Source organism: Vibrio sp. YT-16 (genome assembly GCF_033337405.1).
Classification (GTDB): domain Bacteria; phylum Pseudomonadota; class Gammaproteobacteria; order Enterobacterales; family Vibrionaceae; genus Vibrio; species Vibrio alginolyticus.
This window is the reverse complement of sequence record NZ_JAWOQQ010000003.1, coordinates 246232-269169: the sequence shown is the minus strand read 5'-3', so window position 1 is coordinate 269169 and position 22938 is coordinate 246232. Positions and strand designations below refer to the sequence as shown.

Below are 22938 nucleotides of genomic sequence, written 5' to 3'. Positions count from 1 at the left end.
ATAAAACAATATGATGCAAGTATAGAGTATGCAGTCTGTTTATCGTTAGTGAAAACTTGGTTAAAAAAAAGCCCGATTTACAATGTAAAACGGGCTTAGAATTTGATTAGACTAAATTATTTGTGCAGCTTGTAGAACACGGTTGAAAGTGGAGGCAAACGAAGCTCAAGTGATTGAGGCAGTGATTCACTTTCAACTTTTTCCGTTTTCACACTGGTCAGCACTTTAAAATCGCTGCCGCCGTATTTGCTATCGTCTGTATTCAGTAGCAGTTCGTATTGACCTGCATTTGGAACGCCTAAACGAAAGCGCTCGTGTGGTACGGGCGTAAAGTTGGTGATGATCAGAATACGCTCACCTTCTTTACTAATACGCTCGTGCGCTAGGATGCTCGCATCCGCTTCGTCTTGTAGACGCCACTCAAAACCAGCAGGAACACAATCTTGATCGTGCATCGCCGCTTCATTTCGGTACAAGTGGTTCAAATCTCGCATCAGCTTTTGGACACCTTGATGACGCTCATATTCCAGTAAGAACCATTGCAACTGATCATCGTGGTTCCACTCCGCCGTTTGGCCAATTTCCGCGCCCATAAAGTTCAGCTTTTTGCCCGGTTGACCATACATATAACCGTAGTATGCTCGTAGGTTTGCGGTTTGCTGCCATTCATCACCTGGCATCTTGTTATGGATAGAGCCTTTGCCGTACACCACCTCATCGTGAGAGAGAGACAAGACGTAGTTCTCGCTGTGCGCATAAACCAGCGGGAATGTGATGGTATTGTGATGGTATTTGCGGTGAACAGGATCTTCTTTGATGTATGAAAGACTGTCGTGCATCCACCCCATATTCCACTTGAAGCCAAAACCTAAACCACCCATAAAGGTTGGCGCAGACACCCCCGGAAACGCCGTTGACTCTTCCGCAATCGTCATCGCATTCGGGAAGTGCTTGTACACTTCTTCGTTCATCCATTTTAAGGTTGCGATTGCGTCGTAGTTTTCGTTGCCACCGTCGACGTTTGGTACCCACTGATCGTGACTACGTGAATAATCGAGATAGAGCATCGATGCGACTGCGTCCACGCGAATGCCATCAATATGGAATTGTTCAAACCAGTACAGCGCATTCGATACAAGGAAGCGACGCACATGTTCACGGCCTAAATCATAGATGTATGAGTTCCAATCTTGGTGCCAACCGCGACGTGGGTCCGGGTCGTGGAACAGCGGTGTGCCGTCAAAGTTTGCTAAACCGTGGTCATCCGATGGGAAATGCGCCGGAACCCAATCCAGCACCACACCGATACCAGCTTGGTGACACGCATCCACGAAGAATTTGAAATCATCCGGAGAGCCGTAACGGCTAGTTGGCGCAAATAAGCCAACGGGTTGATAGCCCCATGAACCATAGAATGGATGCTCAGACACAGGCATCAGCTCAACGTGGGTGTAGCCCATATCCACAAGGTATGGCACCAACTGCTCCGCGAGTTCGCGGTAGTTGAGGAAATCACCGTTCTCGTCGCGCTTCCATGATCCAGCATGCAGCTCGTAAAACGATAACGCTTCATCACGCTTTTGTGTCACTGCGCGGTTTTGCCATTTCGCATCTTGCCATTGGTAACGCTTGTGATCGTAAGTAATGGATGCGAACGATGGGTATTGCTCAGAGTAGAAACCCCAAGGGTCTTGTTTGTGTGGCAGCCCTTCCCCATTTGGCCCTTTGAGCTCAAATTTGTACTGAACGCCTTCTTCTAAGCCAGGAATGAACAAACCCCAAATGCCATAATCTAAACGTTGCATTGGGTGACGACGACCATCCCATTGGTTGAAGCAACCGACAAGGCTAACAGCCGATGCATGCGGAGCGTAGACAAGGAAACGAACACCGGAAATGTTTTCACCGCCACGTTCTAGCGTGACAAAGTGTGCGCCCATGTAGTGATACATGTCTTTTGGCGTATGCAGATGCTCGTACTCTTGGTAGATATTGTGGTACTGGTACGGGTCATCAATAATTTGTTCAACACCATTCCAATCGACCGCTAAACGGTAGTGGGTCAGGTGTAAATCGCGTTGCTCTTTTAGGATAAAACCGCTGTCGCCATCGCGTTCAAGCGCCACGCGAGGTTCACCATTAACAAGCAGTTCAACCTTGTTTGCGCCCGGCATCCAAACTCGCAGCGAACCTTCTCCGTCATCAATGAATGGGCCCAACGCCGCAAATGGATCTGAGTAAGCCGCCTCAGCAAGCAGTTCGTACGCGCGTTCGTGTTTTTTCTTTATTTTCTTTGTTTTGGTGATTTTCAAATCTTTCTCCCTAGAGCCAATATTCGTTTGAACCGAATGTTGGTTTCTCCACAGCCAACGTTGTGAACTCACAAAAGACTCCGCTTCTCACGTTCGTCGCGTAAACGGCGTCAAAATACAAAAATGCCCGCTATTGTCGCGGGCATAATAACGGTACTTCATCCTAACGGATTGTGTGGGTTGAATGAGTGACCTAGACGGAACTTTCGTACCTCTGAGCTAACAAAATTAGTAATCCGCTCATTCATCTACGTCACTCTACGCATCTTATTTGCTCGCCTGTGCGCGAACTTCTGTAAGGCGTTTAGAAATGCGATTCACGTCTTCACGACTGAAGATTTCATCTAGGTTCATCGACAGCTTACGACGCCAGTTTGGATACTCATCAACCGTGCCAGGAATGTTGACCGGTTGATCCATTTCTAGCCAGTCTTCAAGCTGAACGCTAAGCAGTGCAGAATCACCCGCCGCAACGTGCAATTGAAGCGCTTCGCTTAGGTATGAATCCATTGGTACGAACTGCGCATCATGGCCAATACCTTCTGGCAAGTAACCGTGCCAACGAACACTGTCTAGGATACCTTGTTTGCACTTCAAGCGGTCAGCGAATAAGCCTTCCAACTGTTTTTCATCTGGGTACAGACCAATCTCACGACCCATTTTCAAGTCATCGCAGTGCCAGAAACCGCGTAGGGTTGGCATGTCGTGTGTACACAATGCCGCCATAGACTGCTCTGCGTAATGCTTCGGAGAAATAAAGCCGCCGTCCTCTTTTGAGGTTTCGAAGAAGAAGACTTTGTACGAATGCACGCCCGCATCACGTAGGATATCAACGATTTCATCTGGTACAGTACCTAAGTCTTCACCAATCACAGAGCACTGATGACGGTGCGACTCAAGCGCTAGGATTGCGAGCATGTCTTCCACTGGGTAGTACAAGTACGCGCCTTCTGTCGCTTTCTCGCCTTTTGGAATCCACCATAGACGCAATAGGCCAAGTACGTGGTCGATACGCAGTGCGCCACAATGCTTCATGTTGGCACGTAGCAACTTGATATACGCATCGTAGCCTGTCGCTTCCAACACTTGAGGGTTAAGCGGTGGCAGACCCCAGTTTTGACCTAGAGGGCCAAGAATATCTGGTGGCGCACCGATGCTTGCATCCAGCACTAGGTTGCCTTCATCCGCCCATGTTTCACTGCCAGAATCTGCAACACCTACAGCAAGGTCGCGGTACAGACCAACCGCCATGCCTTTTTCTTCTGCTAGAGCTTGCGCTTCTTTGATTTGATCGTCTGCGATCCATTGTAGGTACATGTACAAGTGAACGCGATCTTGGTTGTCCTTGATGTACTTCTGAGTACCAGCTGCGTCGAATGTGCGGTATTTCTCAGGGAATACTGGCCAGCCCCACATGTTTGCATCTTCTGCATGTAAATCAGCATGAAGTGCATCGAATGCAGCTTGGTGTAGCAAGCTGTCGCCGCCTTTTTCAACAAAGTCCAAGAAGGCACGAGCGCGATCGGTGTTCTTGTCTAAATGGCGAGCTTTAAACTCACTGAATAGCAGCGGAAGAACACTCATTTTTAGTTGCGAAACTTCGGTGTAATTCACCCAATGAGAGTCTCGCGCTTTTTGTAGACGTTGTTGGAACTCTGCGCTACCAACACGTTGTTGTGCTTCTGCACTTAGCGCGAACTCAGGTACAGAGCTTACGTCGATGTACATGATGTTCAACCAACGACGAGAAGACGGGCTGTATGGGCTTGCCCCTTCTGGATTCGCAGGGAACAGCGAGTGAATAGGGTTCAAGCCAATGAAGTCACCGCCACGAGAGGCAATATCACTCACCAGTTGTTTTAGGTCGCCAAAATCACCGATGCCCCAGTTATGCTGAGTACGCAGTGTGTAAAGCTGGATACTAGGACCCCATAGCTTTTTGTGTTGGTTTAGATCGTCTTGTTTGAAACACGCTTTCGGCGTAATGATCAATGACATCTCGTAAGGTGTTTTACGACGCTTACGACTGATGATCAGTTTGTGATAACCCCAAGCCAAGTTCTTTGGCAATGCAAACACTAGAGGGCCACCCTCAGCACGCTCATCACGAACAATTTGGGACTGAAGATAGCCTTCAAGTACCTCTCCTTGTTCTGTTTCTAAACGCCAGCTGAATTCACTCTCACGAGCACTCGTACCTAGGTTTAGTTCCACTTCGACTGGTTCGCCGTCGCGTAAAACAAGAACAGGGGCTAGTACGTCTTTTTTATGTTTCTTTTCAGCAGAAGCCAGTAGTTTTTCATCACTGCTAGTATCGTAGCCAAGCGAAGCGAGCAAGCGGCGTAGCGTCTCCTCAGACACTTTCGCCTCATCTCCCCAAGCACTGACATAGCTATCAGCCAATCTCGCCATTTCCGCGACTTTCTTTAATGCTGTTTGTTCTTTCATCGCTTTCTCCGAAGGTAATACCAACACCTTCCATGTAGGGTTTTATTGTTATCAATAACTTCTTTTGGAAAATGACCAAAGGTAGCGCTTGGCTACCTTGGTCTTAACTAGGTTCTATTAGCGTTTCACCGCTTCAAGTTTCCAGATATTGTTCACGTAGTCGCGGATTGAGCGGTCTGACGTGAACTTGCCAACAAGGGCGGTATTAAGAATGGCCTTCTTCGCCCAGCCAGCTTGATCTTTATATTGTTCGCTCATGTCTTCGTGTGCTTTCACGTAAGAGGCGAAATCCGCGAGACATAAGTACGGGTCACCGCCGTCTAGTAGGCTGTCGTATGTGGCACGCAGTAAGCCTGGTTGACCTGGTGTGAACTCTTCACCCAATAGCAAGTCCATTGACGCTTTGAGTAAGTGATCCGCATTGTAGTAATCAAATGGGTTGTAACCTTGAGCTTTCAGCGCTTTCACACCTTCAACATCTAGACCGAAGATATAGATGTTCTCATCGCCTACTTCCTCACGAATCTCAACGTTTGCACCATCCATTGTACCGATAGTTAGCGCACCGTTTAGCGCCATCTTCATGTTACCTGTACCTGATGCTTCTTTACCCGCTAGCGAGATTTGTTGAGAAACGTCAGCCGCAGGGATAATGATTTCAGCCATGCTCACGCGGTAGTCAGGGATGAATACCACTTTCAGCTTGTTACCGATGCGAGGATCGTTGTTCACCTTGTCTGCAATCTTGTTGATTGCGAAGATGATTTCTTTCGCTAGGTGGTAACCCGGTGCTGCTTTTGCTGCGAAGAACACAACGCGTGGCGTACACTCAAAACCTGGTTCATTAAGAATACGGTGGTACAGAGACAGTACGTGTAGCAAGTCTAGATGCTGACGTTTGTACTCGTGCAGACGCTTGATTTGAACATCGAAGATTGCATTAGTATCGAGCTCGATACCCATGTTCTCTTTCACCCAAGTTGCTAGGCGTTCTTTGTTCTCTTTCTTCACTGCCATGAATTCTTTTTGGAATGTCGCGTCAGTCGCGTACTTAGCAATACCTTCAAGTTGCTCTAGTTTCGCTGGCCATTCTGGGCCGACTTTCTCAGTGATAAGCTGAGACAGACCTGGGTTACAGAACTTCAACCAGCGACGTGGCGTAATACCGTTCGTTACGTTGTGTAGACGTGTCGGGTACATTTCGTGGAACTCTGGGAATAGGTCTTTCTTAACCAATTCAGAGTGAAGTGCTGCTACACCGTTTACTGCGTAAGAGCCGATTACACATAGGTTTGCCATACGAACCATGCGGTGGAAACCTTCTTCGATGATAGAAAGCTTCTGTTGCTTCGCGACATCACCCGGCCACATTGCACGTACGTCTTGTAGGAAGCGGTGGTTAATCTCGTAAATGATCTCCATGTGACGTGGTAGCAGGTGCTGGATTAGCGACTCTGGCCATGTCTCTAGTGCTTCTGGAAGTAGCGTGTGGTTGGTGTACGCAAATGTCTTAGAGCTGATTTCCCAAGCCGCTTCCCAAGCTAAACCTCTTTCATCCATCAGGATGCGCATTAGTTCAGGAATCGCAATCGTTGGGTGTGTATCGTTAAGCTGGATAGTCTCTTGCTTAGGTAGATCCGCTAGCGAGTAGCCCGCAGCTTCGTGGCGACGTAGGATGTCACGTACAGACGCTGCTGAGTGGAAGTACTGCTGCATTAGACGCAGTGTTTTACCTTTCTCGTGGTTGTCGTTCGGGTAAAGCACTTTAGTGATGTTACCTGCGTCGATCAGTGCGTGCTGAGCTTCGAAGTAATCACCATTGTTAAAGCTTGCTAGTGAGAATGGTGCAATCGCCTGACATTCCCAAAGACGTAGCGGGTAAACCGTGTCTGATTCGTAACCCACAATTGGAAGATCCCAAGGCATTGCTCTTACTGTCATGCCTGGTACCCATTTGCGAACTTCTTTACCGTTCTCGTTAATCACTTCAACGTGACCGTAGAAACCGATCTCTTGCGCAAGTTCTGGACGCGCAATTTCCCAAGGGTAGCCTTCTACACCGCGCCAAGCGTCAGGTGCTTCTTGCTGGCGACCATCTTTGAATGACTGTTTAAATAGACCGTATTCGTAATGTAAACCATAGCCGACAGTTGGGAATTCTTGTGCCGCACATGAATCCATGAAACACGCAGCCAGACGACCAAGGCCACCATTACCCAATGATGGGTCGCGCTCTTCTTCTAGCAGATCAGTTAGGTTGTAACCCAGTTCAGCCATTGCTTCTGTTACTTGTTCATACAGACCCATGCTGATTAGGTTGTTACCAGTCAAACGACCGATAAGGAATTCTAGCGAAAGGTAGTTAACGCTCTTCGCACTTTTAATGCGTGGATCTTCTTCTGTCGCAAGCAAATCTAGAGTAGTAAATTCAGCCAGAGCATGCCCCATTGCTAGGTACCATGCGCGGCTGTCTGCGTTTTCAATCGTATGAGCGTAAGTTACAGATAGGTGTTTCTTTACGCTTTCTTGGAACGACTTCTTGTCAAATTGTTTTTGTTGAGTAGGTTTCATTACGAAATTCTCACGTCTTTTGGTAATTCATCTGCCATACATCGTGCATTTACCTCTGTGAATAAACATCCTCCTAATTCTCATCCTTTGAAGGAGGAGGGCTGAGGGCGTAGAGGGGGTACCATTGCTAGGTTAGTGATCCAAATCTCAACAAAGTGAACTTTGCACCAGTTCTTAGTGATTTTGATCACAATGGAATGTGAGAAAGGTTAAAACCCGTTCATGACGCTTTTTATAGTCCACTCATCTGATGATGTGAAAATTGTAATATCGGTCACATTAACTCGGTCAGCGTAGAAGAACTTTTCGTAATCTATGTGCAACGCGATCTTAACGCTAACGAAACAAACGATATTTAAGTGACGATAATCACAAATAAAGGGCGTAGTTGATGGTAAATCCATCAACCCTTGAGAATTAGGAAGTGGATCAAAGTAACGAACATTTCTGATGTCGTAACATCCCACTCAGCTCACAGGATTGTACGCTTTTTATACAAACTAGAATTAGGCGATGTGAGTTATTTCTAGTTTTCGCTAGCTTTTATATCTAAGTGACCGTATGGAATGGTTTTTCAGACGGACGCAAGCCCCAACAGTAGCGACATTATCCGGCATTCAAACAGTGTTTTTGATGCTGATGACATCATTCAGTAAGACGGCTTTCAAGGGGGCTTTACTAGAATGATCACGTTGCAGTCATTTGGGTATACATAAATAAGGACATAACTACTAATGTGGATTCCATCTAAGCTTACTCGACCAGGACGCCTGCACAATGCCATCGTGCGCCCACGAGTGTTGGACTTACTACAGCAAGCGCCTTACTACAAATTGGTTTTATTCCGATCCCCAGCAGGTTACGGAAAAACGACAATGGCAGCGCAGTGGCTATCCGATAAGCCAAACGTCGGTTGGTACAGCATTGATGACAGCGATAACGACGGCTTTCGCTTTGTAAACTATCTGCTTCAAGCATTAAACAAAGCCACCAACTTCAGTTGCGCTAACGCACAAAAACTGGCGGAAAAACGTCAGATCTCGTCTTTACGCTCCCTATTTAGCGAAGTGTTCGCTGAAATGGCTGACTTTCATCAAGAGTGCTACGTGGTGCTTGATGACTACCATTTAATCACGAATGATGAAATCCATGAATCCATGCGTTTCTTTTTAAAGCACATGCCAGACAACCTCACCGTTGTGGTAACCAGTCGTGCAGCGCCGCCTCTGGGCACTGCAAACTTACGTGTTCGTGATTTAATGATCGAAATCGGCAACGAGATGTTGGCGTTTGATACCGAAGAAACCACTCGCTTCTTTAACCAGCGTATCGCCGATGGTATCGATGAAGACATGGCGAACAGCCTAAGAACCTATGTTGAAGGTTGGCCATCGGCGATGCAGTTGATCGCATTACAAGCCCAACATCAAAACCGCACATTGGCACAAACTGTAGAGTCGGTATCGCAGTTCAATCACGCGCACTTGTGGGATTACCTGGTCGAAGAAGTATTTGACTTACTCGATCACGAAACTCGTCACTTTTTAATGCAAGTATCCGTGCTTGACCACTTCAATGATGAGCTAGTGTTTGCCCTTACCCAACGCGAAGATGCACTGGGAATGATTGAATCGCTTAACCGTTACGGCTTATTCATTTACCCGCTCGAAGGGGAACAGAACTGGTTCCGGTTCCATAACTTATTTGGCGAGTTTTTGTCTCATGAGCGCCAAGCTCGTATTCCTCAGCAAGAAAAAGATCTCCACCGCAATGCTGCTATCGCTTGGTTACAGCAAAAAGCACCACACCAAGCGATTCATCATGCACAAAAATCGAATGATAAGGACTTAGTGGTAGAGATCCTAAACGAATTCGGCTGGAAGATGTTTAACCAAGGCGAACTCAGCACACTGGAAAGCTCAATTAACAAGTTGGACGATGATCTGTTGTTCAGCCACCCAAAACTTACGATGCTCCGAGCATGGTTGGCTCAAAGTCAGCATCGTTATAACCAAGTGGGCCACCTGCTTGAAGAAGCGGAAGAGGAACACAAAAAGCGTAACATTGCGTTAGATATTCATTATCAAGGTCAAGCAAACGCGTTGCTTGCTCAAGTGGCTATCAACAGTAACCAGCCAGAAAAAGCTCTCGAATTAGCGGAGTTAGCGCTTAGCCAACTTGATAACACAATTTACCGTAGCCGAATTGTGGCGACTTCGGTTGTTGGTGAAGTTAACCACGTGCTAGGTAAACTAGACCGTGCTTTGCCGATGATGCAACAAACTGAAAAGCTAGCTCGTCAGTATCAGGTATATCACCAAGCGTTATGGGCAATATTGCAGCAAAGCGAGATTTTAATTGCACAAGGTTACGTGCAAGCTGCCTTTGAACTACAAGATTCCGCATTTCGTCTGATTGAAGATCAGCAGCTTCAGCATGTTCCTCTTCATGAATTTTTGCTGCGTATTCGCGCGCAAGTACTTTGGTGCTGGAACCGACTTGATGAAGCGGAAGAATGCGCGTACAAAGGTCTGCAAATTCTCGAAAACCATTCACCAAGCAAGCACTTACATAGCTATTCGATGTTGGCGCGTATTGCGATTGGACGCGGTGAATTAGACAAAGCCGGTAAATTCATTGAGCATATACAGCACTTGATGAAACAGTCGACTTACCACGTAGATTGGACTGCAAACGCTTCACTATCGTTGATTCTATTTTGGCAAGCGCGCGGGAATACCGATGCAATGCAAGAATGGCTCAACACTGCGGTTCGTCCTGAATCGGCATGCAACCACTTTTCTCAATTGCAATGGCGTAACATTGCTCGCGCCCACATTAACTTAGGCCAATATACCGACGCTCGTGCTGCGTTAGATTTTCTCCAAGGTGAAGCTCGTCGCACTAACCTAATCACAGATACTAATCGCAACTTAGTGGTTGAAGCGGTCCTTTCTGCTCGCCAAAAAGATGAGGAGCAAGCCAAGGCTCTGTTAAAAGAAGCATTAGTAATGACGAACCAAACTGGCATGGTCGGAAACTTCCTGATTGATGGTGCAACCATTGGCGGTCTGCTGGAGAAGTTGAGCCTCCGCCATGAACTGGGCGATCTTGAGCGTCACCGTGCTCAACAGTTAATGAAGGACATTTCATCGAATCAACGTAGCCGGTCGATTCACTTTGATGAAGACTTTATTGAAAAGTTGGTGAATCACCCTAATGTGCCAGAGCTAGTACGTACTAGCCCATTAACACAACGCGAATGGCAGGTTCTGGGGCTGATTTATTCAGGCTTTAGTAACGAGCAAATCGCACAAGAGCTGGATGTGGCAGGTACGACAATTAAAACCCACATTCGCAACCTGTACCAAAAGCTTAATATTGCTAATCGTAAAGAAGCCATTGTGACAGCTGAAAATTTGCTACAGTTAATGGGATACTGAACTGCTCGATAAACGGGTTAAAACGTAAAGTAAAACACAAGGGTTGACGTAACACGTCAGCCCTTTTTTATGACTGACAGAAAGAGAAGTGCAATTTGCAAAGCACGTAAGTAACGTTGTTCATATAAAAAAATAGCCAACCGCAATAATCGCGATTGGCTTATATTTAGTGTGAACAAATTGTATTCACTAACAACGTCAGTTGGCTAGGTGACCCTCGGCTTAAGAAGGGTCGAGCAGTATTATGCATTAATCATGCCAAAATGCAAAGACTTATTTTTGGGCACAAGATCTCATATAAGCTGGATTTACTCACGCGCAAATTATCAAAATGCAATTTTATAATGCAAATTGCAATTGCATAATGCAACCAAGATTGATAATTGATAGTAGAGTTAATCATCTCAAAAATGTAAACCAAGCATTAAAAGCTCGTTACGGCGGCATTGTCTCTTGGCGGGTAATAAAGATAGGCAACAGATTGGATATAAAACCAAGTAGTTACAGCACTATTTCATACTTTTTTCATCGCAATGTTTGTATACTCTCTGCCATCGAAACGACTTAGCATTAGAGCAATGAACTACTTAATTACTTTCTTCAAGGGAATCGCCATGGGTGCAGCAGATGTTGTACCTGGTGTATCTGGCGGCACCATCGCGTTTATCACTGGTATTTACGATACGCTGCTTGAAAGCATTCGACGCATTAACCCCTCACTTTTCTCTATCTGGCGAAAAGAAGGGGTTAAAGCCGCGTTTAATCACATCAACGGATTCTTCCTAATCGCTCTGTTTGCCGGCATTTTCACCAGTATTGCAACGCTAGCAAAGTTGATTACTTGGCTTCTTGACACACACCCGATCCCACTTTGGTCATTTTTCTTTGGTCTGATTTTGGTCTCTGTGTATCACATTATTCGTCAGGTTGAGCAACGCGATCTTGTCCGCTTTGTCATTCTGCTCGTTGGTGTCGGGTTTGCTTATAGTATTACTGTGCTCAAACCTTTACACATGGAACCAACGGCCATTAACACCTTATTCGCTGGAGCTATCGCGATTTGTGCGATGATCTTGCCGGGTATCTCTGGCAGTTTTATTTTGCTGCTGATTGGCATGTATGCTCCTGTATTAGCCGCAGTGAAAGGTTTTCAAGTCGATACATTAGCGCTATTTTTGTCTGGCTGCGTGATCGGTTTACTGTCCTTCTCTCACTTATTGTCGTGGTTACTACGCAAGTTCCGTGATTTCACCCTGATGTTTTTGACTGGATTAATGATTGGTACGTTGCCAAAGATTTGGCCATGGAAAGAAACCATCACTTGGCGCACCAATTCGAAGGGCGAACAAGTGCCATTGCTACAGCACAACCTATCACCATTTGAATTTGAACACGTGACATCACAACCTTCTCAGTTAGTACTTGCTGTCGTGATGATGCTTGCAGCCATTGCTCTGGTTTTGGGTCTAGAGAAATTCGCAGATTCAGATAAATAACTTTGGTATCAAACACATACTGAACCAAATAAAAACGGAGCCAATTGGCTCCGTTTTTATCTATTGGCTAAGGGCAAAACATCTCAATTGAAAACTCTGCTGTATTTGATGCAATAAAGTCCGTCGCGTTACTAAGAAGCTGGTCACCGAGGTATAACGCACAATTTACCGAGGTCACGAGTTGGCGAGCGGCGCATCTGTGCTACGATGCTCGTAATGTTAAGTGATAAATGCTGAACCTTAATGAAACTGTTACAAATCGCCGCTGTTTCAGCCGCATTAGTTGCGGGATTTTATGCCCCGACTCTAATAAAAAGCTTTTCTTCTTCCACTCAAAGCAAGTCAATAGATGAATACTGCTTTCTCTCTACAACCTCTTGCGTCCAAGAAAATGTTACGATGACGCTAAACTCAGAAACTGCTCAACCCTTGGTTCCTACCACTCTAAATGTTGAGTGGCATACAAGCGATGCTAAGCAACTCATCCTAAGTCTTTCAGGAAGAGAAATGGAGATGGGTGAGCCTAAGTTTTTGCTGAAGCAAATCGCTCCTGGCCAATATCAAGGTGACATCATTCTCCCGGTTTGCACGGAGGATGCAATGACTTGGGTTGGTGAACTCAGTGATGGAGAGAGTACCGTTTACCCTGCTATAAAAATGCAAAGATAAGGAATCGTTATGAGCCGCAATTGGTCCCTATTTCTCGTAGCTGCTTTCGCACTCGGGTTTGGCGTAAAGAGCTATTTAGATAATCAAAAAACGAAGCCAGAGCAAGTGGACAGTTCCACCTCTCAACAAACGGTATTGTTTGGGGAAAATAACCAAGCCGTCAATATCTTCGATGTGAATGACCCTCGCATCCGAGTCGTCTATTTTGGCTTTACTCGCTGCCCAGACGTTTGCCCAACTTCTCTTGCAATGCTGGCAGGAGCACTGAATCAAATTGACTACGCGCAAAAAGCGCAACTACGCCCGATGTTCATTTCTTTAGACCCAGAGCGTGATGAGGCCGATGCATCAGCAAAATATGCCCATTACTTCCATCCAATGATTGAAGGCCTATCGGCACCACTTGATGTAACGACACCTTTGGCACACAACTATGGTGTCATTTTCCGCAAGACAGAATTGGAAGGCTCGGAACTAAAATACACGCTGGATCATAGCTCTTACTTTTACTTCTTGAAGCCGGATGGCACGTTAATCACTAAAGTACCACATACGCTCTCACCGGCACCGATTGTTGAAGCCATTTCAAAACTAACGACCGAAGACTCTTCAAATGACGGTTAAGTCAGTGCTGAAGCAATTTTTCAATTTCCTAACTCATACCAACCCCAATGTCGAACAAGACGTCGACACGATCATTGACGCCATTGGGGGCATAGAGAACCTGCTAGAAACTGGTGCATGTGCGACTCGGCTGCGTCTTACCCTCAGAGAGACGTCCGTCATCGATAAGAACGCACTCAAAAATCATGGCGCGCATGGCGTCGTGATATTGGATGATCGTCATGTCCAAATTATATACGGCTTAAAAGCCAACACGTATTCGCAAATTGTGGAAGAGCGCATCACAAAACAAAGTTAATATTTTTGCAGTATAGCTACCCTCTTTAAAAAACGGCGGCTATACTCTTTTGGCTTAATTAACTCACTTATTTATTAACCAACGAAGAGGACACAAGATGATTGTATTGAATAACACTAACTGGGCATCGCAAGGGTAACCCTAACAGCACCAACTCTGTGGCATAACCACAACTTCCCCTTCTCTGCCCGGTCTTCACCGGGGTCAACTCTATCCGAATTAGACCCTAATGCGATTTGTATTAAGGCGCTTTGTTGCGTCTGGGATAATTCAATAATGAATCAAACACATACTTTTTGTGACACATTAGTTTCAACTTCAAACCCTCTAAAACAATTGGGTTGGAAACCATTTTTTCAGCAACAACTGACATTAGACGATTACGACAACACTATCTTTGCTCGTGTAATTGCGCATCACCGAAGTGGTTATTTATTGGCAACAGAAACTGGGCAAGTTCATCTTAATGCCCACCATTCTTTACCCAATATGACCGTCGGAGACTGGGTAATCTTAAATGAAGATCAGCAATTTGTTCGCTTACTGGATCGCTTGAGCCTCTTTAGCCGCAAAGCCGCTGGCAGCAAAGTGGCAGAGCAACTCATCGCAGCCAATGTGGATACAGTGTTTATCGTCTGTTCCCTTAACGACGACTTCAATTTAAGTCGTATTGAACGTTATCTTTCCTTGGCTCATGAAGCCGAAGTCGAACCCGTCATCGTGCTTTCCAAAGCCGATTTGTGTGACAATACTGATGAACTAAAAAGCCAAGTACAGAAGCTCGACCCTCTATTAGCTATAGAGACAGTCAACGGCTTAGAAATAGAGAGTGCTTCTAAACTCATGACCTGGTGCAAAGAAGGACAAACCCTCGCTTTTATCGGTTCTTCAGGCGTTGGCAAATCAACTCTTGTTAATGCATTACTCGGGCAACAAGAACAGGCAACTGGGCATATTCGTGAAGACGATAGCAAAGGGCGACATACAACTACATCGCGCTCTATCCATCTATTACCTGATGGCGGCATCTTGATTGATACTCCGGGAATGCGCGAGCTTCAACTAGCAGATTGTGAATCGGGGGTCAGTGAGGCATTTTCTGACATTGAGGCGCTCGCTCAGCGTTGTCGCTTTGGCAATTGTAAGCACCAAACTGAGCCAGGCTGCGCAGTTCAAACTGCGATTGCAAATGGCACACTTGAGGTTCGTCGTTTCAATAACTATCAAAAACTAACGCGAGAACAAGCCTTTAACGGCGCGACTTTGGCAGAGCAACGAGCACAAAGTCGACAATTCGGTAAACTTGCTCGCAATGCCATGAATGATAAGCGCAGGCGCCAACAAAGTTATTAATTTGTTGCGTTTGAGTTGTCAATAAAATCAAAGGAGACGAAAGTCTCCTTTTTAACAACTTTATTAAAAACCATTACTCATAACTAATGATAATTTTCAACATAAAAATCTTATTTAAATAACATTGAGCAAACATTTAATCCAAAAACAAACTAAAACTAGACACAAAATATTACCAAGCTAAGATATGTGATATTCAGCAAGAAAATGGCTGAATTTATAAAAACAGGATAATTGATAATCATGTGTCTTAGTGACCAGAAGCAATGCTCACCCCTTGCAATACAAGGGCATTATCGCCGTGTAATGATGGACTATTGCCCTGCCACTCTGGCATAAAATTGCAGGAATGATGTATGCAACACAACAGCCTCGTTGCCCGATATGCTCGTGGTAACCTCGTCGTCCAGATCCTTGTCGGTATCGTCTTTGGTATTTTGCTCGCGACAATTTCTCCAAGCCATGCCGAAAGCGCGGGATTAATTGGTAGCCTTTTTGTCGGTGCGCTTAAAGCGATCGCGCCAATTCTTGTGTTTATTTTGGTTGCCGCTTCAATTGCAAACCAAAAGAAAAACCAACACACTTACATGCGCCCAATCGTTGTACTGTACCTGATGGGTACATTCTTCGCGGCGCTATCAGCAGTGGTTCTAAGCTTCCTTTTCCCGACCAATTTAACGCTTGTCACCGGCGCTGAAGGTGCAACGCCTCCTCAAGGTATTGCTGAAATTCTACGCACATTGTTGTTTAAACTGGTCGACAACCCAGTAAATGCACTAGTAGAAGCAAACTACATCGGCATTCTTGCTTGGGGTGTGGGTCTGGGTCTTGCACTACACCACGCATCGGCAACAACGAAGGCCGTATTTGAAGATCTAAGCCACAGCGTGTCTCACATTGTGCGCTTTATCATTCGTCTTGCACCATTTGGTATCTTTGGCTTGGTTGCTTCAACGTTTGCGACAACGGGCTTTAGCGCACTAGCAAGCTACGCACACCTTCTGGCGGTTCTTCTTGGCGCAATGATGATCATCGCACTCGTTGTAAACCCAGCGATCGTGTTCGTTAAAACCAAACAAAACCCTTACCCACTTGTATTCCGTTGTCTACGTGAAAGTGGTGTAACTGCGTTCTTCACTCGTTCAAGTGCGGCGAATATTCCAGTAAACATGGCACTATGTGAGAAGCTAAAACTGGACGAGGATACATACTCAGTATCTATCCCTCTAGGTGCGACCATCAACATGGCTGGTGCTGCAATCACTATCACAACACTAACGCTTGCAGCTGTGCACACTATGGGTATCGAAGTTGATCTACTGACTGCGCTACTTCTAAGTATTGTAGCTGCGGTTTCTGCATGCGGCGCATCAGGTGTTGCAGGTGGCTCTCTACTACTTATCCCACTTGCGTGTGGCCTGTTTGGTATCTCAAACGACGTAGCAATGCAGGTTGTAGCGGTTGGCTTCATTATCGGTGTGATTCAAGACTCTGCAGAAACTGCACTAAACAGCTCAACAGACGTTGTCTTTACGGCAGCAGTTTGTAAATCAGAGCAGCAAAAAGCTCAGTAAGACTGACAGAACAAATAGAAAGGGGAGCCGATGATGGCTCCCCTTTTTTGTTTAATTGCGCTCAATTATGCGGTGACCAGAGCCACTTCTTCAATCGGGAAGTGTTTGCTTGGCTCAACAAACTCTTGCTGCGCCGCAATAGTTTGCAGCTCCCATTCGCCTGCATGGTACGTTGCACTCAACACCCCGTAACACGCGTCGTGACAATGTTGGAAAGCTTGTTTAGGAGACCAGCCTTTTAAGAGTCCCGCGGTAAAGATAGCTGAAATAAGATCGCCCACGCCAACAGGTTGTTTAGCAAACTCAAATTGAGGACGCTTCGCAAGGTAAATGCCTTCTTGCGTAGCCAATAGCATGTTGAAGCTGCCATTTTCTAGGCAGTAAAGGTGCTTAACTAGCACCACTTTTGGACCTTTCTCTAGCGCACGTTGGCATGCGGTGATCGCATCGTCTAATGAGTGGATTTCCATCTCAGCAAATTGACTTAGCTCGAATTGGTTCGGAACGATCACGTCCGCCATTGGCATCAAACGCGTTAGAAGATTTTCAGCAATGCCCGGAGCCACAATGCAGCCTTTGTCTGGCGCGCCCATCACAGGGTCGCAAACGTAAAGTGCGTTCGGGTTCGCTTGCTTCACTTTCGTCACGGTATCTTCAACAGCAAGGCACTGCTCTGCGCTACCTTGGTAGCCCGTCAATACCGCTTGGCACTTTTCCAGCGCGCCGATGTTACCAAGTCCACGAACTAACTCGCTGATGTCTTCAGCCGCAAACGCTCGCCCAGTCCAGCCTTCTTGATACTGCGTGTGGTTAGAAAATTGAACGGTATGAATCGGCCATACTTCGAAGCCCATGCGTTGCATTGGGAAAACGGCACTGCTGTTACCAGCATGACCAAAAGAAACATGAGATTGTATAGAGAGGATACCTTGCATAGTACCTTACCTCTTATTGTAGTTATCGATAGTTCAAAGACAGCGGCAAGCGCCAGTTTTGCGAAACCAGTAGTGTATCCGACAAACCAAGATTCTCTAACTCAATTCTCCTCAATATCTTCAGAGTAAGTTGGAGCGTTGGTTTTCAACACCATCTTCTTAATTTCCATTTTGTCTTTATTCAGTGCGATTTCTAGGGTATCTCCTTCCCTTATCCCGAGCTGAGCCAGGATTACGCTTGGAATGACTACGGCGGTGTCGTCACCGATTTTAACAGGTTGACTTATCATCTTTCGTCCTCCAAATGTCGAAAATGAGTTTTCACGTCATTGGATGTCTAGCCTCAAATACGTTGAGCTGACTTGGGTTTGGCGTAAATGCCTAAAAACAAAGAGCCTTCCACACCGCGTTTGGGAAGGCTCTTTTTGTATTGTTTTTTAATTTGCTAAAGGCTCATGCTTCGCAGCAATCAGACCGTAAGCACTCCAGCCTAGGAAGGTTACGATAGAGCCCCACATCATCGCTTCGTAGCCGGAGCCGTAAAGCGCATAGAAGCTGTACAGAGAGCCAATCAGAGCGATAACGTTGGTGGTTTTCATCTCGCGCTCTGGCACGTGCGCCACTTGCTGCATAATAAAGATTGCGCCCATACATAAGATGTAAGGAATAACGTTTGTTACTACCGCTAGGTTAACCAGTGCTTCGAACTGCTCGTTCAGCGTTGGAGAAATCGTCATTAGAGACAATACTGATTGGATGATAGTAATCGCGATCATACCTTTGATCGGTGTGCCGCGTTTGTCCACTTGAGAGAACAATTTAGGGAAGAAGCCCGCGTCAGAAGACGATTTGAACACTGACGCGATAGTGAATTGCCAACCCAATAGAGAGCCCGCACAAGCCAATACCGCCATACCCGCAACCACTTTACCAGCAGCAGAACCTAGCATCACTGTCCATACGGTTGAGAATGGCGCTGTAGAAGCGGCAAGCTCAGAGTTTGCAACGATACCAGAACAGATGTTTGTCGATACAATGTAAACCACAGCCGCGATTAGCGTACCGCCTAGCACTGCGATTGGTACGTTCTTCTCTGGGTTTTCTACCGCTTCAGAGTTCGCACAAGCTGATTCAAGACCAAGGAATGCCCATAGAGTCATCGCAATAGAAGCACTCACCGCTTCACCAAATGGCAAGCTGTGTGGGTTCCAAGCTTCAATGTACATGGTTGGGTTAAACCAGAACCACCCAACAATACCCAATGAACACACTGGTAGGATTACGCCCCACACGGTGAATGTACCAATTTGACCTGTGATTTTCGCGCCACCGAAGTTAGCGAAAGTACAAATCCAAAGAATGGCGATAGTGTACAAACAGGTTTCGACCGGAGATAGGGTCACTTCAAAGAATGCGGAGCCGTAACCCACACAAGTAATCGCGATCGCAATGTTCGCAATAAGGAGTGACAAACCGTAAGTCCAGCCCGCCATAAATGCACCCGATTTACCAAATGCATAAGACGCGTAACCGTTCATACCGCCGTCACGTTTACTAAAGCGACCACATTTTGCGAACACGTAAGCCAACGCTAAAGAGCCCGCTGCCGTGATCAGCCAAGACAACACAGAAATGGTGCCCACTTGCGCCAGTTTACTTGGCAGCATGATGATGCCGGAGCCGGCCATGTTGATGAATGTCAGAATGGTTAACTGCACCACCGACATTTTTTTAGTTTCAGTACTCATAAATTATTCTCCACGAATAAGCGGTTCGCACCGACGCCGGAGCGTGGTGCGAACGGGTAGATTAATCTTTTAGGACATAACAATGTGCGGTAGTGCGACCGTTAACATCTTCAAGGTACACACCTTGAATTTCTGGCGCGAAGCCTGGGAAGCGGTTAATGCCTTCTTCTAGAGATAGGAAGTAATCCACCACCTGTTGAGTCCAGACTTCACCAGTGATCACACAGATAATACCTGGAGGGTAAGGAAGTGCACCTTCAGCGGCTACGCAGCCCACGGCCTCTTTAAGTGGTAGGTAATTGCATTCACCACGGAAGTATTTGCGTGTTGCTACGTCAGGTTTGTGAACCATTTGTGGGAAGTACTCGCTGCGGAACATCGCTTTTTGTAACTGTTTCACGTTCAGCTCTTTGTACATGTCATGCATTTCCTGACATAGCTGACGGATGGTGTAGCCACGGTAGCGTTCTTTATTCGCTTCGTAGACGCTTGGAAGTACGATACTTAAAGGGGCATCATCACGGATGAATTTTTCGAATCGGTTAATTTGAGCCACAAGGTGACGGATCTTACCCATATCTTCCGCAGGAGTGAGTAGGAACAAGATAGAGTTCAAGTCGCACTTTTCAGGGATGATGCCATTTTCACGAAGGAAGTTCGCTAAAAGCGTTGCAGGAATACCGAAATCTGCGTAGCTGCCATCTTCAGCAATACCTGCTGTGGTTAGTAGCAATTTACATGGGTCAACGAAGTATTGACCTTCACCGTACCCCTCGAATTTGTGCCAGCTTGCGTTTGGCTCAAACATGAAGAATTTCTTGTTCGTTGCGATCACGTCAGTGTCGTAGCTGCCCCAAGGTTGGCCTTCGACTTCATCTGGAATGAACGGACGAATCAATTCACAACTCTTAAGGATTTCTTTACGCGCTTCGATACCTGTCTTAACCGCATCGCGCCATAAACGCAGACCTGCTTCGCCGTCGTGGATCTTCGCGTTCACATCAAGCGCAGAGAACAGTGCGTAGAATGGTGAAGTCGATGCGTGCATCATAAACGCGTTGTTAAAGCGTTTGTGGTTACAGTAACGAGCTTGACCTTTGATATGGCGGTCTTTTTTGTGGATTTGCGATGTTTGAGAGAAGCCAGCTTGTTGTTTGTGAACAGACTGAGTCACGATCACACCTGCGTCTTCTGGTTTCAAATCCAGCAGCAGTGGTGAACAGTCTTTCATCATCGGGATGAACTGCTCATAACCAACCCATGCAGAGTCAAACAGGATGTAGTCACAAAGGTGACCTATCTTATCCATTACGTAGCGAGCGTTGTAGATAGTACCGTCATAAGTACCAAGTTGGATAATAGCAAGACGGAAAGGACGTTCATCGCGTGCACGTTCTGGGTCCACTTTCGCGATTTGAGCACGAATGTATTCTTCATCGAAACAGTGTTCATCCATACCACCGATAAAGCCCCAAGGGTTACGCGCCGTTTCTAAGTAAACTGGCATACCACCCGCTTGGATTAACGCACCGTGGTGGTTCGATTTGTGGTTGTTACGGTCGAACAGTACCAAATCACCTTCAGTTACCAGCGCGTTACAGACTACTTTGTTTGAAGCAGAAGTGCCGTTAAGTACGAAGTAAGTTTTGTCCGCGTTAAATACTTTTGCAGCGTGCGCTTGCGCTTGGTGTGCAGAACCTTCGTGGATCAGCAAGTCACCTAAATCCACGTCCGCATTACACAAGTCACTACGGAACAGGTTTTCGCCGAAGAAATCGTAGAATTGTTTACCCGCTGGGTGTTTTTTGAAGAACTGACCACCTTGGTGTCCCGGACAGTCAAACGCTGAGTTACCCATCTCAACATAGTGCGTTAATTGCTTGAAGAAAGGAGGAAGCAGACGACATTCGTACTTGGTTACTGCTTCGTTGATTTGACGACAGTAGTACTCAATAGATTGTCTTTCTAAATCGATAACGCCAGTTAGCCAAACGTAATCTTCTGCCGAAACTGGGTTTTCATCCGTTACTAAGAAAACTGGAATACCGTAACCCGTTTCAGAAATCATTTTATGCAGACCTGCTTTAATGTCTGCTGAAGTAATAATAGCCGCACCAACGTCGGTTAATTCAACTTGCTCTAAAGGTTGTAAATGACGATTAAATTGTTCATCTAAAGATTCAGCTAATAAACTGAAGTCTTCTGGCATGTAATTACTAACACCTATAATTAAACGTTTCATTTGGAATATCTCTTTTTTGTTCTTTAAAATTGACAGGTACAGATATTACAAACGAAAACGATATTTAAAATTCAAAAAACAAATTTCGTGATTAAATTTTCATATTTAAAAGTCTTATTTTCTCGAATTAAAATTTCGCGATCTTCATCACTTTCCAATTGATAGCCCAATGATATTGAAACCAGACTTAAAAGGAAAAATAATTAAAAATTGTGTGACCACAGCCATTGTTGTTAGAAATGAAATATCAAGAAAATAATTTTTTGAGATTTCCATCACTATATAATTATTAAGACTATATTATTAGGAATGATAAATGTTTTAATTTTAACTAAATTTAAACACATAATAAAAAAGCCATCAACACATGTATTGATGGCTTTTTACTTTAGGTGCAAAGGAAACACAATTCAATTAAATAAATGACTATCTAGTTTGACTCCATCATTCGACCATTGCTGATAACGTTTTACAGACATGCCTGACGAGTACATAGTGTGTTTACAATCCATGCACTCGACAAAATACAAGCCACTCATGCCAGCCATAACGTGCAGTCTACGGCTATCGCAACGCTTACAGGACAAGCGTTTTACTTTGGTATTGACATCAATACGACGAGCAAAGTTTAACGTTTCATGAGAGCATAAAGCATCAACAGCACTATCTTTAAATGGATGTTCACTCAACAAGTAATTAATGGCGTAATCATACACCGGGGGGATTGAAGATTTTCCACTTTCAATATTACTTATTTTAGCGACGGAAACACCTAATAAAGAAGCGAACTCAGCCTTACTGTACTCTAAGATAAACCTTGAAGAGATAAATTTATCTGCACTAATGATTCTCAACATACACAAATCTCTAATATAAATAAAAACAGAGATAAAAAATTATCTCTATTTATTATGAAACATGTAATGAAAAAGTTACTTCCTAGTGTAATTCTGCATATTAACTATGCTATTTTATTTTTACGTTATCTTGCGCCTAATTAATCATAAAATCAATAATCGACACCTAAATATAAAAGAACAATTTAAGATTTATAATACATTTTTTAATTTACATTATTAGATAAAGTAATGAGTACTATTCACCTATAAATCGGGGCATCAAGCATTGCTCTTCAATCATTATTACTATCAATTGAAAAGGCTTGATCTAAGCCCAATAGCGGAAGTAAATAAAGAGGGAAAAACCTCTTTTTTAAGGTAAACAG

At 45.2% G+C, this 22938-nt stretch carries 15 protein-coding genes; 7 read left to right on the top strand and 8 right to left on the bottom strand.

Annotated features, from left to right (window positions below; genetic code table 11):
• Positions 1–116 precede the first annotated feature (116 nt).
• The 3 genes from glgB to R7F07_RS07260 form a co-directional block, all read right to left on the bottom strand.
• A complete protein-coding gene (glgB, locus tag R7F07_RS07270; protein ID WP_017634460.1) occupies positions 117–2312 on the bottom strand; it encodes a 1,4-alpha-glucan branching protein GlgB in 2196 nt (731 codons plus the stop codon).
• Positions 2313–2579: 267 nt separating this feature from the next.
• On the bottom strand, positions 2580–4760 hold the full coding sequence (gene malQ, locus R7F07_RS07265; protein ID WP_017634461.1) for a 4-alpha-glucanotransferase: 2181 nt from the start codon (positions 4758–4760) through the stop codon (positions 2580–2582).
• A gap of 117 nt (positions 4761–4877) precedes the next feature.
• Positions 4878–7331, bottom strand: a complete 2454-nt coding sequence (locus R7F07_RS07260; RefSeq protein WP_017634462.1) for a glycogen/starch/alpha-glucan phosphorylase — start codon at positions 7329–7331, stop codon at positions 4878–4880.
• A 734-nt stretch (positions 7332–8065) separates the two neighbouring features.
• On the opposite strand from R7F07_RS07260, the gene malT reads away from it, so the two are divergent.
• The 7 genes from malT (at position 8066) to sstT (ending at position 16788) form a co-directional block, all read left to right on the top strand.
• Positions 8066–10774, top strand: a complete 2709-nt coding sequence (gene malT / locus R7F07_RS07255; RefSeq protein ID WP_005374834.1) for an HTH-type transcriptional regulator MalT — start codon at positions 8066–8068, stop codon at positions 10772–10774.
• Positions 10775–11352: 578 nt separating this feature from the next.
• Positions 11353–12270: a DUF368 domain-containing protein gene (locus R7F07_RS07250; protein WP_031778872.1), complete on the top strand. Its 918-nt coding sequence runs from the start codon at positions 11353–11355 to the stop codon at positions 12268–12270.
• A 243-nt stretch (positions 12271–12513) separates the two neighbouring features.
• Entirely contained in the window at positions 12514–12939 is a 426-nt protein-coding gene (locus tag R7F07_RS07245; RefSeq protein WP_031778871.1) for a hypothetical protein, read from the top strand.
• A 9-nt stretch (positions 12940–12948) separates the two neighbouring features.
• Positions 12949–13563 carry an SCO family protein gene (locus R7F07_RS07240; protein ID WP_065275515.1) on the top strand — a complete coding sequence of 205 codons (615 nt, stop codon included), beginning with the start codon at positions 12949–12951 and terminating at the stop codon, positions 13561–13563.
• Entirely contained in the window at positions 13553–13861 is a 309-nt protein-coding gene (locus R7F07_RS07235) for a glucose PTS transporter subunit EIIB (protein WP_005374825.1), read from the top strand. Before R7F07_RS07240 ends, R7F07_RS07235 begins: the two co-directional genes overlap by 11 nt.
• 276 nt (positions 13862–14137) lie before the next feature.
• Positions 14138–15214 carry a ribosome small subunit-dependent GTPase A gene (gene rsgA, locus R7F07_RS07230; protein ID WP_005374823.1) on the top strand — a complete coding sequence of 359 codons (1077 nt, stop codon included), beginning with the start codon at positions 14138–14140 and terminating at the stop codon, positions 15212–15214.
• A gap of 356 nt (positions 15215–15570) precedes the next feature.
• Complete coding sequence (gene sstT / locus R7F07_RS07225; RefSeq protein WP_005374821.1) at positions 15571–16788, top strand: serine/threonine transporter SstT; 1218 nt, start codon at positions 15571–15573, stop codon at positions 16786–16788.
• Positions 16789–16853: 65 nt separating this feature from the next.
• Here the strand turns inward: sstT and pdxY are convergent, their stop codons facing one another.
• From pdxY to R7F07_RS07200, 5 genes are all read right to left on the bottom strand, one after another.
• Positions 16854–17723: a pyridoxal kinase PdxY gene (gene pdxY / locus R7F07_RS07220; protein ID WP_042522192.1), complete on the bottom strand. Its 870-nt coding sequence runs from the start codon at positions 17721–17723 to the stop codon at positions 16854–16856.
• Positions 17724–17824: 101 nt separating this feature from the next.
• Positions 17825–18013, bottom strand: coding sequence for an AbrB/MazE/SpoVT family DNA-binding domain-containing protein (locus R7F07_RS07215; protein ID WP_005374817.1), 189 nt, complete (start codon positions 18011–18013; stop codon positions 17825–17827).
• 147 nt (positions 18014–18160) lie between these two features.
• The gene (potE, locus tag R7F07_RS07210) at positions 18161–19471 is read right to left on the bottom strand and encodes a putrescine-ornithine antiporter (protein WP_005374814.1); all 1311 of its coding nucleotides are present in this window, start codon (positions 19469–19471) and stop codon (positions 18161–18163) included.
• A 61-nt stretch (positions 19472–19532) separates the two neighbouring features.
• Positions 19533–21713: an ornithine decarboxylase SpeF gene (gene speF, locus R7F07_RS07205; protein ID WP_005374800.1), complete on the bottom strand. Its 2181-nt coding sequence runs from the start codon at positions 21711–21713 to the stop codon at positions 19533–19535.
• A gap of 410 nt (positions 21714–22123) precedes the next feature.
• Positions 22124–22570, bottom strand: coding sequence for a helix-turn-helix transcriptional regulator (locus R7F07_RS07200; RefSeq protein ID WP_005374797.1), 447 nt, complete (start codon positions 22568–22570; stop codon positions 22124–22126).
• Positions 22571–22938: the final 368 nt, after the last annotated feature.